This is a genomic window from Streptococcus sp. V940 (genome assembly GCF_054353495.1).
In genome coordinates, this window is record NZ_JBTHHZ010000001.1 from 90879 (window position 1) to 106139 (window position 15261).

Annotated in this window: 13 protein-coding genes; 12 read left to right on the forward strand and 1 reads right to left on the reverse strand. The window is 40.2% G+C overall.

Annotated elements, in window-relative coordinates; translation table 11 throughout:
- The first annotated feature begins 52 nt into the window (after positions 1 to 52).
- The 5 genes from ACXYSM_RS00650 to ACXYSM_RS00670 all read left to right on the forward strand — a co-directional run bounded on the left by ACXYSM_RS00650 (position 53) and on the right by ACXYSM_RS00670 (position 4845).
- On the forward strand, positions 53 to 1549 hold the full coding sequence (locus ACXYSM_RS00650) for an ABC transporter permease (protein ID WP_414265212.1): 1497 nt from the start codon (positions 53 to 55) through the stop codon (positions 1547 to 1549).
- Positions 1549 to 2475, forward strand: coding sequence for an oligopeptide ABC transporter permease OppC (oppC, locus tag ACXYSM_RS00655; RefSeq protein WP_458633979.1), 927 nt, complete (start codon positions 1549 to 1551; stop codon positions 2473 to 2475). Before ACXYSM_RS00650 ends, oppC begins: the two co-directional genes overlap by 1 nt.
- Positions 2476 to 2483: 8 nt before the next feature.
- Positions 2484 to 3551, forward strand: coding sequence for an ABC transporter ATP-binding protein (locus tag ACXYSM_RS00660; protein WP_447264092.1), 1068 nt, complete (start codon positions 2484 to 2486; stop codon positions 3549 to 3551).
- Between the two features lie 10 nt (positions 3552 to 3561).
- The gene (locus ACXYSM_RS00665) at positions 3562 to 4488 is read left to right on the forward strand and encodes an ATP-binding cassette domain-containing protein (protein WP_458633980.1); all 927 of its coding nucleotides are present in this window, start codon (positions 3562 to 3564) and stop codon (positions 4486 to 4488) included.
- Positions 4489 to 4644: 156 nt separating this feature from the next.
- A complete protein-coding gene (locus tag ACXYSM_RS00670) occupies positions 4645 to 4845 on the forward strand; it encodes a mechanosensitive ion channel protein MscL (protein WP_458633981.1) in 201 nt (66 codons plus the stop codon).
- Between the two features lie 242 nt (positions 4846 to 5087).
- Here the strand turns inward: ACXYSM_RS00670 and ACXYSM_RS00675 are convergent, their stop codons facing one another.
- Complete coding sequence (locus ACXYSM_RS00675) at positions 5088 to 10304, reverse strand: SIALI-17 repeat-containing surface protein (RefSeq protein WP_458633982.1); 5217 nt, start codon at positions 10302 to 10304, stop codon at positions 5088 to 5090.
- Positions 10305 to 10615: 311 nt separating this feature from the next.
- Here ACXYSM_RS00675 and ACXYSM_RS00680 point away from each other — a divergent pair, with 311 nt between their 5' ends.
- From ACXYSM_RS00680 to ACXYSM_RS00710, 7 genes are all read left to right on the forward strand, one after another.
- Positions 10616 to 10861 carry a YneF family protein gene (locus ACXYSM_RS00680; RefSeq protein WP_004251708.1) on the forward strand — a complete coding sequence of 82 codons (246 nt, stop codon included), beginning with the start codon at positions 10616 to 10618 and terminating at the stop codon, positions 10859 to 10861.
- Between the two features lie 207 nt (positions 10862 to 11068).
- Positions 11069 to 11863 (forward strand): glutamate racemase, encoded by a 795-nt coding sequence (gene racE, locus ACXYSM_RS00685; protein WP_004251710.1) that lies wholly within the window; start codon positions 11069 to 11071, stop codon positions 11861 to 11863.
- Complete coding sequence (locus ACXYSM_RS00690; RefSeq protein ID WP_458633983.1) at positions 11860 to 12831, forward strand: nucleoside-triphosphate diphosphatase; 972 nt, start codon at positions 11860 to 11862, stop codon at positions 12829 to 12831. Before racE ends, ACXYSM_RS00690 begins: the two co-directional genes overlap by 4 nt.
- On the forward strand, positions 12807 to 13328 hold the full coding sequence (locus tag ACXYSM_RS00695; protein WP_004251713.1) for a metallophosphoesterase: 522 nt from the start codon (positions 12807 to 12809) through the stop codon (positions 13326 to 13328). Before ACXYSM_RS00690 ends, ACXYSM_RS00695 begins: the two co-directional genes overlap by 25 nt.
- Entirely contained in the window at positions 13325 to 13786 is a 462-nt protein-coding gene (gene cbpB / locus ACXYSM_RS00700) for a cyclic-di-AMP-binding protein CbpB (protein ID WP_458633984.1), read from the forward strand. Before ACXYSM_RS00695 ends, cbpB begins: the two co-directional genes overlap by 4 nt.
- Positions 13783 to 14517 (forward strand): site-specific tyrosine recombinase XerD, encoded by a 735-nt coding sequence (gene xerD, locus ACXYSM_RS00705; RefSeq protein WP_458633985.1) that lies wholly within the window; start codon positions 13783 to 13785, stop codon positions 14515 to 14517. The genes cbpB and xerD overlap by 4 nt, the downstream gene beginning before the upstream one ends.
- Positions 14517 to 15251 (forward strand): segregation/condensation protein A, encoded by a 735-nt coding sequence (locus tag ACXYSM_RS00710; RefSeq protein WP_263394054.1) that lies wholly within the window; start codon positions 14517 to 14519, stop codon positions 15249 to 15251. Before xerD ends, ACXYSM_RS00710 begins: the two co-directional genes overlap by 1 nt.
- The last annotated feature ends 10 nt before the right edge of the window (positions 15252 to 15261 follow it).

Here is a 15261-nt window from a genome sequence, read left to right on the forward strand (position 1 = left end):
GAACTTTCTCTCCAAAAGGAGAAGGTTCTTTTGGGATTTTAAAGGAAATAATATGAAAAAATATGTTTTTATGCGTATCTTGCGGTCGTTAGTTTCTATCTTTTTAGTAACGACCTTGATTTACACAATCATCTATACGATGGTTCCACGGAAGTTGATCTTCAAACAAGATACTAACTACAATAAAATTGCAACAACAGCTGATAAACGTGATAACTATGAAAATACCGTTTTTGAGCGTATGGGGTATATCGAATATTACGATACGAAAGAGTTGCAGGAAAAAGCTAGTAGCATTGACCCTTCTGTAACCGTTGATGCAAACGATACAAATAAAGCTATCTACGAAAAATATATCCAACAACTTGGTAACGGTTGGACTTTGGGTGTATTCACAGAGAGCGGACAATTCTATGCTACTCGTGAAATCCCTATTTTCGAGCGTGTGTTCAAATTCTATGCAAACTTGCTTGACATTGACCATACAAACAAGATTCAAGACCCGGAAAATCCTAATTTAGAGCGTTATTTGCGATTTGAAAACGATCCGGCTATTGGATGGTCTCTAGTAGGTTCAGGGACTAAACATAAATACCTCTTGTACTTCAACAGTCAATTCCCATTTGTTCACCAAAACTTTGTCAACTTGAACTTAGGAGATTCTTACCCAACTTATGCCAATACTCCTGTTCTTCAAGTTATCACACAAGGTCAAGGACAAACCAAGACTTCAGAAGTTCAATTCCCAACTGGTAAGAAAACATCATCAGTTAACATTTACTCAAGAACCTACAAATCTCCAAGTCAAGCAGATGCACGTGAAGTAGCAAACTATGGTAAGGATGATCCTTATACAGCTACTGAAAGTAATTATCAATATCCTTCAATGATTACAAGCTCTGCTATCACAGGTTTGATTGGTCTTGCTATTTCATACGCGATTGCAATTCCACTTGGTTCTGCAATGGCTCGTTACAAAAATACATGGATTGATAGTTTCTCTACAGGAGCTTTGACCTTCTTACTTGCTCTTCCAACGATTGCCCTTGTATACATCATTCGTTTGATTGGTTCTTCAATTGGATTCCCAGATTCATTCCCTATCTTGGGTGCTGGAGACTGGCGTTCATATGTTTTACCTGCAGTGATTTTGGGCTTGTTGGGTGCACCTGGTATGGCAATTTGGATTCGTCGTTACATGATTGACTTACAATCTCAAGACTTCGTTCGTTTTGCACGTGCAAAAGGTCTATCTGAGAAAGAAATTTCAAACAAACACATCTTTAAGAACGCTATGGTACCACTCGTTTCAGGTATTCCAGGTTCTATTATTGGTGTTATCAGTGGAGCAACTCTTACAGAAACAGTCTTCGCTTTCCCTGGTATGGGTAAAATGCTGATTGACTCTGTAAAAGCATCAAACAACAATATGGTTGTTGGTCTTGTCTTTATCTTTACATGTATTTCTATCTTCTCATTATTTGTAGGGGATATTTGGATGACTATGATTGACCCACGTATTAAATTGACAGAGAAAGGAGGCAAATAATGTCTACAATTAGTAATGATAAATTTCAATTTGTAAAACGTGATGATTATGCCTCTGAAGCAATTGATACTCCTGCCTATTCATACTGGCGTTCTGTCTTTAGACAGTTTTTGAAGAAAAAATCAACAGTCATCATGCTCGGTATCTTGTTTGCCATCGTTTTGATGAGTTTCATCTATCCAATGTTCTCAGATTTTGACTTTAACGATGTAAGTAAGGTAAATGATTTTAGTGCTCGCTATATCAAACCGAATGGTGAATATTGGTTCGGTACAGATAGTAACGGGAAATCTCTCTTTGATGGTGTCTGGTTTGGAGCTCGTAACTCTATCTTGATTTCTGTAATTGCGACCTTTATCAACCTTGTTATCGGTGTGATTGTAGGTGGAATCTGGGGTATTTCAAAATCAGTAGACCGTATCATGATGGAAGTCTACAACGTTATCAACAATATTCCATCGCTATTGATCGTTATCGTTTTGACTTACTCTATCGGAGCAGGTTTCTGGAATTTGATTTTTGCCATGAGTGTAACTACATGGATTGGTATTGCTTATTCAATCCGTATTCAAATCATGCGTTATCGTGATTTAGAATATAACCTTGCTTCTCGTACGCTTGGGACACCAACATTTAAGATTGTAGTGAAAAACATTATGCCTCAGTTGGTATCTGTTATCGTAACGACTTTGACACAAATGCTGCCAGCCTTTATCTCATATGAAGCTTTCCTTTCATTCTTTGGGCTTGGTCTACCGATTACAGTTCCAAGTTTGGGACGTTTGATCTCAGATTATTCTCAGAACGTAACGACAAATGCCTACCTCTTCTGGATTCCATTGACAACTTTGGTTTTGGTTTCCTTATCACTATTCATTGTTGGACAAAACCTAGCCGATGCTAGTGATCCACGTACACATAGATAGGAGTAGAAATGACGAATAATAAAAATGTAATTTTATCTGCTCAAGATATTGTCGTGGAATTTGATGTTCGTGACAAAGTTTTGACCGCTATTCGCGGAGTTTCTCTTGAGTTGATTGAAGGAGAAGTTCTTGCCTTGGTTGGAGAATCTGGTTCGGGTAAATCAGTTTTGACAAAAACTTTTACAGGAATGTTAGAAGAAAACGGGCGTATCGCTCAGGGGAGCATCGATTACCGTGGACAAGACCTAACAGCACTTTCGTCTCACAAGGATTGGGAACAAATTCGTGGGGCAAAGATTGCAACTATCTTCCAAGATCCTATGACTAGTTTGGACCCAATCAAAACAATCGGAAGCCAAATTACTGAGGTTATCATTAAACACCAAGGGAAAACAGCAAAAGAAGCAAAAGAAATGGCTATTGACTACATGAATAAGGTTGGTATTCCTGATGCTGAAAAGCGTTTTGAGGAGTATCCATTCCAATATTCTGGAGGGATGCGTCAACGTATCGTTATCGCTATTGCTCTTGCATGTCGCCCAGATGTTTTGATCTGTGATGAGCCAACTACGGCCCTTGATGTTACCATTCAAGCTCAGATTATTGACTTGCTTAAGTCTCTACAAAATGAATACCACTTTACAACAATCTTTATCACACACGACCTTGGTGTGGTAGCAAGTATTGCTGACAAAGTTGCGGTTATGTATGCTGGTGAAATCGTTGAGTATGGTACAGTTGAAGAAATCTTCTACGATCCACGTCACCCATACACATGGAGCCTCTTATCAAGTTTGCCACAGTTGGCTGACGATAAAGGAGAATTGTATTCAATTCCGGGAACACCTCCATCACTTTATACAGAATTGAAGGGAGATGCATTTGCTCTTCGTTCAGATTACGCAATGAAGATTGATTTTGAAGAAAAAGCACCTCAATTTGCTGTGTCAGATACTCATTGGGCTAAAACTTGGTTGCTTGATGAACGAGCTCCAAAAGTTGAAAAACCAGCAGTAATTTCAAATTTACATGACAAGATTCGTGAGAGAATGGGTCTTGTTCATCTAGAAAACTAGGAGGAAGGAAATGTCTGAAAAATTAGTAGAAATTAAAGACTTAGAGATTTCCTTCGGTGAAGGAAGCAAAAAGTTTGTAGCCGTTAAAAATGCTAACTTCTTTATCAACAAAGGTGAAACTTTCTCTCTAGTTGGTGAGTCAGGTAGTGGTAAGACAACGATTGGTCGAGCAATTATCGGTTTGAATAATACCAGTAAAGGGGATATCCTCTTCGAAGGTAAAAAGATCAACGGTAAAAAATCACGAGCTCAAGAAGCTGAAGTAATCCGTCGTATTCAAATGATTTTCCAAGACCCTGCTGCTAGTTTGAATGAGCGTGCAACGGTTGACTATATCATTTCTGAAGGTCTTTATAATTTCCATCTATTTAAGGATGAGGAAGAAAGACAAGAAAAAGTTAAAAAGATCATTCGTGAAGTTGGACTTTTGGCTGAACATTTGACACGTTATCCTCATGAGTTTTCAGGTGGACAACGTCAACGTATTGGTATCGCTCGTGCCTTGGTTATGCAACCTGACTTTGTAATCGCAGATGAGCCGATTTCAGCCTTGGACGTTTCAGTTCGTGCCCAAGTTTTGAACTTGCTCAAGAAATTCCAAAAAGAATTGGGATTAACCTATCTCTTTATCGCCCACGATTTGTCAGTAGTTCGTTTTATCTCTGATCGTATCGCGGTAATTTATAAGGGTGTCATTGTTGAAGTCGCGGAAACGGAAGAATTGTTTAACAATCCAATCCATCCGTATACTCAAGCTCTCTTGTCTGCGGTACCGATTCCAGATCCAATTTTGGAACGTAAAAAAGTTTTGAAAGTCTATGATCCAGATCAACATGACTACGAAACTGATAAACCTTCCATGGTCGAAATTCGTCCAGGACATTATGTTTGGGCTAACCAAGCAGAATTGGAACGCTATAAAAAAGATATGAAGTAATCAATAAAGTTTCATCATCTTGCTAGAGCTATTCTAGAAAGGTTGTGAAACTTTTTTTATTTTGCAGATAAAAACTTGATTATCTATATAAATTTGATATACTAAACACAATAAGAACTAATCTGTTAGAAATGATATCAACTACGGGAGAATCACATGGACAACCAACCAAATTTTTTTACAGGAATGGCTAGAATTATTGGGACATGCCTCTGGGTAAAAGGAATGGAAGTACTGACTGAGAAGAAGGAATCTGAGCCAAAAGCCCTAGAGGTTGCTAAATTTCTTGCGGCTTATAAAATGATATCTGCTCTGCCTTGGATTGCGGGACTTCCTAGAAAGGAAGATGAAAAATGAAATTTATTTGGGATATTTTATTTTATATCCTAGTCAAGCCACTGATTATGATTGTAGAATTCATTTGGTATCATATTTGTTTATTTTTTTATGAACTCCTTTTGAATTTGTTATATTCGATTTTTAACTGGATTTATAACTGGCTTTTTAGTTTATTTTAAAAGACTCTGAAATGAATCAAAAGGATGAGTAAATTACTCATCCTTTTTCTATTTATCTCAATCTTTATAGATTTATTGGAATCACTCTTTTTTACCTTTAAGCAAGAAGGCTGCAGTTAAAGCTAAGCTGAGACTTGCCATAAAGAGGAGTGGGCTAGACTCTTCTCCTGTAGCAGGAAGTTGCTTATCATATTTAGCAGTTTCGACATCGAAATCATTTCTATTTGCTAAAGGACTTGCTTGCTCTGCTTGAGTTGAACTTGGTTGTTCAAGTTTGGTTTCGGCCTTGTAGACGATAGCATAAGTAGTCAAATCAATGGTGAGAAACTCAAGCATTCCATCACGAATCTCGAAATCTTGTGCTTTCAAGTCTTTTTCTGAACTGAAGCGATAGAATTCTTGGACTGCGCCAGAGATTGGTAATCGAACGAGGACAGCACCTTTTGGTTGGATAGGCTGACCATTTTCATTCTTGAGTTGAATATCGTAGGCATCATATTTCTTGCCCAAGAGTTCTTGCTTGTCTACTTTCTGGATTTCAAGATAACTTGCTTCACCTAGCTCATTTGCTCCACTGATGACTTGAACTCCGGTAGTCTGGTCTTTTAAGACTTTGAGTTTAAACTCAGGAAGAGAGATGATAGGAGCCGCTTGGTCGCTCGCAGTACCGATAGGCTCAGTGTATTCAGGAATATCTACAATAGGAGCTGCTTGATCGCTCGCAGTACCGATAGGTCCAGTGTATTCAGGGACATCCACAATAGGAGCTGCTTGGTCGCTCGCAGTACCGATAGGTTCGGTGTACTCAGGGACATCCACAATAGGAGCTTCTTGTTCTCCTGCAGTACCGATAGGCTCAGTGTATTCAGGAATATCCACGATAGGAGTTGCTTGGTCACTCGCAGTACCGATAGGTTCAGTGTATTCAGGGATGTTCACGATAGGAGCTTCTTGTACTCCTGCAGTACCGATAGGTTCAGTGTATTCAGGAATATCTACGATAGGAGCTTCTTGTTCTCCCACTGTTCCAATTGGATCAGTATATTCAGGAATGGTTACTACTGGAGCAGGCTCGTCCCCTTTGCTTGTAACAACTGGATCTTCTACAGGCGCAGTTTCCCCTTTTGGAAAGACTGTTACAATCGTACTGCTTCGTGTTTCTCCTAGGATAGCATAAGCTTCTATTGGATTGCCAGTTTTACGTTCCGTAGTTTCAGGAATGTCGATTTGAACCTTGTTATCCTTTATGCTTAATACAGTTTGCTCGCCAGAAGTGACAAGATGATCTTCATCGACTTTTCTTAGGAGTAGGGGATCTGTAACACCAGGGAATGTCACAGCAACAGCATCCCAGTTACCAGTTGGTAAAGTTAGGGTAACTGTCTTATCTTCTACCTTTATAGGTTCGAGGCTTGGTGTATCTAATGATACTGATGGAGCTTTTAGAATATCGAATGAATCAAGAGAGATTTTCTTTCGACCGTCTGGAGAATCTGGGTCCACTTTCAAAGTTAGGACATGGTCGCCATCTGCTAGATTAGTAAACTCTCCAATCAATGCTCCTTTTTCGGTAGCTCCGGCAGTGTAAAAGTCAAGGCTTGGCATTTCTTTTCCATCGAGAGTCACAAGTGCCTTACCAAGGGCAGATGTTTTCAATCCATAGATACGGATACCTGTACCAGAGAATGGAATTCTTGCAGTTGCTTCAGGAGCGAGACTATCGTCTGCATTAATATCTGCATATTTCTCTGTAGAAGCATAGAGTTCTGCATCAGTCCAGTCTTTAAATGCTGAGCCGTACTGGATACGAGAATCACGATCATCTATTTTCTCTACTGTTTCTCCTTGTCCTGGGAAGACCTTGAAGTAGTCTAAGGAAATTTTTGAGCGTTCACTTCCACGTCCCTTATGTTCACGCTTAACAGTGATAGTCATGAGGTGAGGACCTGAAGAAAGATTTGTATAACGACCGATTAGGACACCCTTTTCAGTAGCTCCAGCCGTATAGAAATCAAGCTCACCAACAGATTTGCCATCAATTGTAACCTCAGCAAGTCCTAATTGAGAAGACTTGAGTCCGTAGATTTCAATGCCAGGTCCATTGAAAGGAATGGTTGCTGTTGCATCCTTATCGGAATAATTCCCATTTGAGATATCGGCGTATTTTTCAGTTCCGCCAAAGAGTTCTGAGTCAGACCAATCTCCAAAGGCAGCTCCGTACTGGATGCGAGAATCACGATCGTCCATTAGCTCATTAAAGGCAGAGATTGAAGCCGTATCAGAAATAGGTGTTGAACGGTCTCCTAAAATAGCCTGAACCGTGTATGTATAAGCGTGGCTTGAATCAATAGAACGGTCGATAAAACGAGTTTGATTGGTTGTAAACTCACGTACCGTAGAGGTTTGACTATTTTCATCCCTACTTTCTCGATGGATGACATAATGAGTCGCCCCTTCGACAGCATTGAAATTGAGTTCTGCAGTCGTTGAATCTTTTCGTTGGGCAGTCAGACGAGTAATACGACCAGGGAAGTTTTCAAAGGTAATGACATCGCCCTTTTGTGTCGTAAGTTGAATACGGTTGTCTTTGATGCGGGTAGCTTGTACTTCCTTACCGTTTACCTTGACAATGCTAGCTTCGATATTTGGATAGTCTACGACTAAGTCTCCACCCACATTAGAAAGGAAGGATAGTGTTTCAAGATTCTTTTCTTTCCATTTCATGCTGACTTCAAAGTTACCACGAGCTACTAGGCCTGAGACTTGACCATCTTTCCATGCATCTGGAAGGGCTGGTAATGGGGCAATGTAGCCGGTGTGAGATTGAAGGAGCATTTCTGCCATTCCACTGGTTGCACCAAAGTTCCCATCAATTTGGAAAGGAGCGTGCGTATCCCAGAGGTTTTCTAGAGTTGAGGATTTGAGTTGTTCTGCCAGCAAACGATGGGCACGATTTCCATCTAGGAGACGAGCCCAGAGGTTGATTTTATTGGCCTTAGACCAACCGGTACCACCATCTCCACGATGGTTTAGGGTTGCGCGTGCTGCTTCCAGATATTCAGGCTGATCTTTGCCAAATAAGGTTCCTGGGAAGAGCCCAACCAGATGAGAAACGTGACGGTGATGATTTTCAATGCCTTCATTAGTGAATTGAGGACTGTCTTCCTCATACCATTCCTTGATACGGCCATCTTGGTTGATATGAAGTGGTTTGAGCTTGTCAAATTTAGCCTTCACTTCTGTCACCAAATCTTGGTCGACCTTCAGGTGATTGGCTGCCTCCATATAGTCGTGGAATAACTGCCAAACTAGAGATTGGTCAAAGGTATTCCCAATCGTGATAGTTCCATGCTCTGGTGAGTAGGATGGAGAAGAAACCCAACGGTCACTAGATTTGTCGTAGTGCAAGAAGGAATTCCAGAACTTGGCTGTTTCCTTGAGCATTGGATAAATCTTTTCTTTGAGATAGGTTTCATCCTTGGTGAATTTGTAGTAGTCATAGACGTTCTGCATCATCCAAGCATTGGCAGCAGGAGACCAACCCCAGTAATAATTCCAACCTGGAGTTGTCCAGCCAAATGGTGTTGCCTGAGTATGAACCAACCAACCGTTTTCTTGGCCTTCTTTGGATTCGATACCTGCATATTCTTTAGCAGCGATACGACCATAGTAGCGCATGTCATCAATATAATTGACCATTGGCTTAGCAGTTTCTGCAAGATTGTTCATGTAAGCAGGCCAATAGTTCATCTGAAGGTTGACATTGAGGTGGTAGTCTGAGTTCCAAGGTGGATTGTCTACTGCATTCCAGACTCCTTGCAAGTTGGCAGGAAGGGCGTCTGTCTTATCACGAGAAGAGCTGATGAGTAGATAACGTCCGTATTGGAAGAAGAGTTCTTCTAGTTTTTGCCCTTTTTCTGGGTTGTAGGTATGCAGAGCTTCTTTTGTAGTTTGGCTAGACTTGTTGCCACCAAGATTTAGTTGAACACGATTGAAGAGACTTTGGTAATCCTTAATGTGATTATTTTTTAGGGTTTCATAATCTTTTGCCTTGGCAGCTTCTACGATAGACTTAACAGTATTTTCTAGGTCAATATCCTTGCGATAATTGGTTTTTGGATTTTGAGCAAAGTTGGTCTTGGCACTGAGTAAAAGGGTCGCATAGCTGGCTCCGGTGACAGTCAAATAGCCATCTTGTGCAGTGACTTGTCCGTCTGTCTTGATTCCAAGATAGGAAGCAAATTTTAGACCATTGTCTTTGACAGTTCCTTTGAGCAAAATACCATTAGAATCAGTCGTAACTGCCCCTTGTTTATAATTCGAATATTCCCAGGAGTAGTCGCCATTCGCAATCAAATCTTCAGTCAAACTATTCCAGAGTGTAAAATCAAGGGTTTTATCACCTTTTTTACTCAAGTGGGTCACAGTAACATCGTCAGGATAGCTAGAGAAGGTTTCACGCTTAAAGTTTGTACCGTCTTGGGTATAAGAAGTGGTCGAGATGGCCTCAGAAATATCTAAGCCACGATGATAGTCGGTAACATTCTCCAAGCCTTTCTTTTGGTTGTTAAAGACCATAAAGATATCACCAAAAGATAAGTAACGACCATACTGAGAATTGTTTGGTCCGACTAGGTTGCGCTCCGCTAATTGTTTTGCTTTTTGGCGGTTTCCTTCTTCTAATGCCTTACGAATTTCTGCTAAGACCTTATAGCGGTCTTGATAGTTCCCTCCATTGTAGTCGGTGCTATCCGGTTGTGGCCCACCAGACCAGAGAGTTTTTTCATTGTATTGGATTCTTTCTTCACCGATGAGCCCAAAAACTTTTGCCCCCATTTCTCCATTTCCGACTGGCAGGGCTTGTTTTTCCCAGCCGTCATAAGAAGGAGCAGTTGGTTGGTCGTAATGAAGTTGATAGTTTTCTTGCTTAGTCATAGGAAGTTCTGGTTTTTCACTCTCCTTATTTTCAGAAGGTTCAACTACAGCGTTAGTCTCTGATTGATGATGTGTTTGAGGTATTTCCTTTTCAGGTTTTACCTCTTTGCCAGCTAATTCAGTAGAAGTTTGATTTTCTGTGCTTGGTTGATTTTCCTTATCCTCTTGAGTGGGTTCCTCTACTTTTGTATTCACTTGAATCGTAGTCTCACTGACACTTGCTTGATTTTCTTTCACTTCGATGCCATCGGCAGCTACATTCTGTGTTGCTAGAAAAACAGCTCCCAGTAGAACAGAAGCAGTTCCAACGGTCAATTTTCGGATGCTATACTTACAGGATTTTTCCCAATAGCTCTTCTCCATAAAAACTCCTTTCTCAAATCTGTAAGCGCATACATTTTCTTGTAAAAAAATAAGCCTTGCAGAAAGATGTTTCCTTTGTTTTGTATAATCTTAATATAGCAAATAAATCAATCCAATGCAAGGTTTTTTAGGAAAAACTGAATTATTTTACCAAATTTTAGTTCTTTTTTAATTTTATTGAATTAAAAAAGATCAGAGCTGAAAAAGAATCTGAGTAATGCCCTACCCTTTTGAAAGCGTAAATCAAACTAGTCAGGCGTGGGACTTTATGGTATAATATAGAAGATTCAAAAAGAAACAGGAGAAATATTATGGACCTTATTTTAGCAATTGTCTTGATTGTTTTAGCTTTTCTAGGTGGAGCTCTTGGAGGAATGTACTTGGTACGCAAGCAAATTGAAAAAGAATTTGCGGATAACCCACGTTTGAATGCAGAAGCAGTTCGTACTCTGTTGAGTGCAAATGGTCAAAAGCCAAGCGAAGCTAAGGTACAACAAGTGTACCACCAAATCATTCGCCAACAAAAAGCAGCCCTTGCTAACAATAAAAAGAAATAAATAGGAAAAGTCTGGGATGAAAATTCCAGACTTCTCACTATGTTCAACTGATATTTAAGGATAAGACTTTTTCCTTGCATTCTATTGATATTTGATTATGATTAAGAGGGAGATAGTCTGGAGTTTACCAGTCTGTCAGAAATTTCAGTAAGAAATGTAATGATAATGAACTATCAATCAGAAAAATAAGACTAGAAAGAAGACTGTATGGATAATCGACCAATTGGTTTTTTGGATTCGGGTGTTGGGGGCTTGACTGTTGTACGTGAGCTCATGCGCCAGCTTCCTCATGAAGAAATCGTCTATATTGGAGATTCGGCACGAGCGCCTTACGGGCCTCGTCCTGCTGAGCAAATTCGTGAATATACTTGGCAGTTGGTCAACTTTCTTTTGACTAAGGATGTCAAGATGATTGTCATCGCTTGTAATACTGCAACAGCAGTTGTTTGGGAAGAAATTAAATCCAAACTCGATATTCCTGTTCTTGGAGTGATTTTACCGGGCGCTTCAGCTGCTATCAAAGCAAGTCAGGGTGGGAGAATCGGTGTGATTGGAACACCGATGACAGTACAATCAGATATCTATCGTCAAAAAATTCATGACCTAGATCCAAATTTGCAAGTTGAAAGTTTGGCCTGCCCTAAGTTTGCTCCCTTGGTTGAGTCTGGGGCCCTTTCAACCAGTGTGACCAAGAAAGTAGTTTATGAAACCTTGCGTCCATTAGTGGGCAAGGTAGACAGCTTGATTCTGGGCTGTACCCACTATCCGCTCCTCAGACCCATTATCCAAAATGTGATGGGACCAGAAGTGAAACTGATTGATAGTGGCGCAGAGTGCGTGCGGGATATCTCTGTCTTACTCAATTATTTCGAGATTAATCGTAGCCGGGATGCTGGCCCTCTACAACACCGTTTTTATACGACTGCAAATAGCCATAGTTTTGCCCAAATTGGAGCGGAATGGCTTGAAAAAGAGATTCATGTGGAGCATGTAACATTATGACAAACAAAATTTATGAATACAAGGATGACCAGGACTGGTATGTAGGTGTTTGGGACGTCTACGGTGGAATCTATAGCCTCATAAAAGATCCTCATGATCTCTATTTTATGGATTTGGCTCGCATTTTCCGTGATGAGGAAAATGGTTTTCCAATCACGATTACGGTAATGCGCTGGTCTTCCAACTTCCGCTTACTATCTTTTATCGTTGAGATTTTAAATGCAGAAGCCGGTCGAAACTTGGAAGTCATTCAACGCCAAGGTGCCTTACTCTTAGTTGAAAATGGGCAACTCTTGCATGTGGAATTACCTAAAGAAGGAGTAGATGTTGAAGCCTTCTTTGAAACTAGCAAAGTCAGAGAAACCTTGCTCATAGCGACTCGTAATGAAGGGAAGACCAAGGAATTTCGTGCTATCTTTGACAAACTTGGATATGATGTGGAGAACCTTAATGATTATCCAGACCTGCCTGAAGTAGCTGAAACAGGCATGACCTTTGAAGAAAATGCTCGTCTGAAGGCAGAAACCATTTCACAGTTAACAGGTAAGATGGTTTTGGCAGACGACTCTGGGCTTAAAGTTGATGTTCTTGGTGGCTTGCCAGGGGTCTGGTCTGCTCGTTTCGCAGGTGTTGGAGCAAGTGACCAAGAAAATAATGCCAAACTCTTGCACGAATTGGCCATGGTCTTTGAACTCAAGGACCGTTCAGCGCAATTCCACACAACCTTGGTCGTAGCTAGTCCCGGTAAGGAAAGCTTGGTGGTCGAAGCTGATTGGCCAGGCTACATTAACTTTGAACCTAAGGGTGAAAATGGTTTTGGCTATGACCCTCTTTTCCTAGTAGGAGAAACAGGCAAGTCATCAGCTGAATTAACCCTTGAAGAAAAAAATAGTCAATCTCACCGTGCCTTAGCCGTTAAGAAACTTTTGGAGGTATTTCCATCATGGCAAAGCAAACCATCATTGTAATGAGCGACTCCCATGGAGATAGCTTGATTGTAGAAGAAATACGTGATCGCTATCTTGGGAAAGTTGATGCCATTTTTCACGATGGTGACTCGGAGCTTCGCCCAGATTCACCACTCTGGGAAGGGATTCAGGTAGTTAGAGGAAACATGGATTTCTATTCAGATTATCCAGAACGCCTAGTGACTCAACTGGGTCCTACCAAGATTATCCAGACTCACGGACACTTATTTGACATTAACTTCAATTTCCAAAAACTAGATTTCTGGGCCCAAGAGGAAGATGCTGATATCTGTCTCTATGGTCACTTGCATGTGCCAAATGCTTGGATGGAAGGGAAGACCCTCTTTCTAAATCCAGGTTCTATTAGCCAACCACGTGGAACCATCAGAGAATGCCTCTACGCTCGTGTGGAAATTGATGACAGCTATTTCAAAGTGGACTTTCTAACACGTAATCATGAGGTTTATCCTGGCTTATCCAAGGAGTTTGCTCGATGATTGCCAAAGAATTTGAACTCTTTTTGCTGGAGCAAGAGGAAACCTTTTTGACTCCTGCTGAAAATTTGGCTGTGCTCATTGATACTCACAATGCAGATCATGCAATTCTCCTCCTTAGCCAGATGACTTATACACGAGTTCCAGTAGTGACTGCTGAGAAAAAATTTGTTGGGACCATAGGGCTTAGAGATATTTTTGCATATCAAATGGAGCAGGGTTTGAGTCAGGAAATTATGGCGGATATGGATATTGTTCACATGACAAAGAAGGATGTCGCGGTAGTTAATCCAGACTATACATTGACGGATGTATTGCATAAGCTAGTGGATGAGTCTTTCCTGCCAGTCGTTGATAAGGATGGTATTTTCCAAGGAATTATCACGCGAAAGTCAATCCTCAAGGCTGTCAATGCCCTCCTGCATGATTTTAGTAAGGAATATGTTATTCGAAGCAAATGAGAGAATGGATTTTAACATTTTTAGAAGAAAAGCAAAATCTTTCTAGTAATTCTAAACAGTCTTATAAATATGACTTGGAGCAGTTTTTAGATCTTATTGGAGAACGAATTTCTGAGACAAGTTTAAAAATCTACCAAGCTCAACTATCAAATTTTAAAATTAGTGCCCAAAAGCGTAAAGTTTCTGCTTGCAATCAATTTCTTTACTTTTTATACCAGAAAGGAAAGATTGGCACCTTTTATCGTTTGGAATTGCCGAAACAGGCTGAGAAAAAACAAGTCCAGTCAGAGCTTTTAGACTTGAGTTCTTTCTGGCAAGAAAGTACCTATCCAGAAGGGCGTTTAATAGCCTTATTGATAGTTGAATTGGGCCTCTTGCCTAGTGAAATTCTAGCCATAAAAATAAGTGATGTGAATCTAGATTTTCAAGTGTTGAGAATCAATAAAGCCTCTCAGCAAAGAATTTTGAGTCTTCCCACAAAATTACTTGCAGAGTTAGAACCCTTGATGGGACAGACCTACCTCTTTGAAAAAACTGGTAAGCCATATTCTCGTCAATGGGCCTTTCGTCAGTTAGAAGCCTTTCTAAAGGAAAAAGGCTTTGCAGATTTATCGGCTCAAGGATTGAGAGAACAGTTTATACTGAGACAAATTGAAGAGAAGGTTGACTTGTACGAAATCGCCAAAAAATTGGGATTAAAAACAGTTATGACCTTAGAAAAATATAGATAATGGATATTAAATTAAAAGATTTTGAAGGGCCTTTGGACTTGCTCTTACACTTGGTTTCAAAGTATCAGATGGATATCTATGATGTACCGATTACAGAAGTTATTGAGCAGTATCTAGCCTACATATCAACCTTACAAGCCATGCGTTTAGAAGTGGCAGGTGAATATATGGTAATGGCTAGCCAACTGATGCTGATCAAAAGTCGTAAGCTCTTGCCAAAGGTTGCGGAAGTGTCTGATTTAGAGGATGACCTAGAGCAGGATCTTCTTTCTCAGATTGAAGAATACCGTAAGTTTAAACTTTTGGGAGAGCAGTTGGAAGTCAAGCACCAAGAACGAGCTCAATATTACTCAAAAGCACCGACAGAGTTAATTTACGAAGATGCAGAACTCGTGCATGATAAGACCACGATCGATCTTTTCTTAGCCTTTTCAACTTTATTGACCAAGAAAAAGGAAGAATTCTCGAAAAACCATACAACCATTTTACGAGATGAGTATAAAATTGAGGATATGATGGTCATCGTTCGGGAAGCCTTGGTAGAAGGGCAACAACTATGTCTGCAGGATTTGTTTAAAGAAACCAAGGATTTACAAGAGGTCATTACACTTTTTTTAGCAACCTTGGAGTTGATTAAAACCCAAGAAATTCTCTTGATTCAAAAAGAGAGTTTTGGAGATATCTATCTCATAAAAAAGAATGAGGAAAATCAAGTAGAGCAAAGTCAGGCTTGATAGAGAGGAA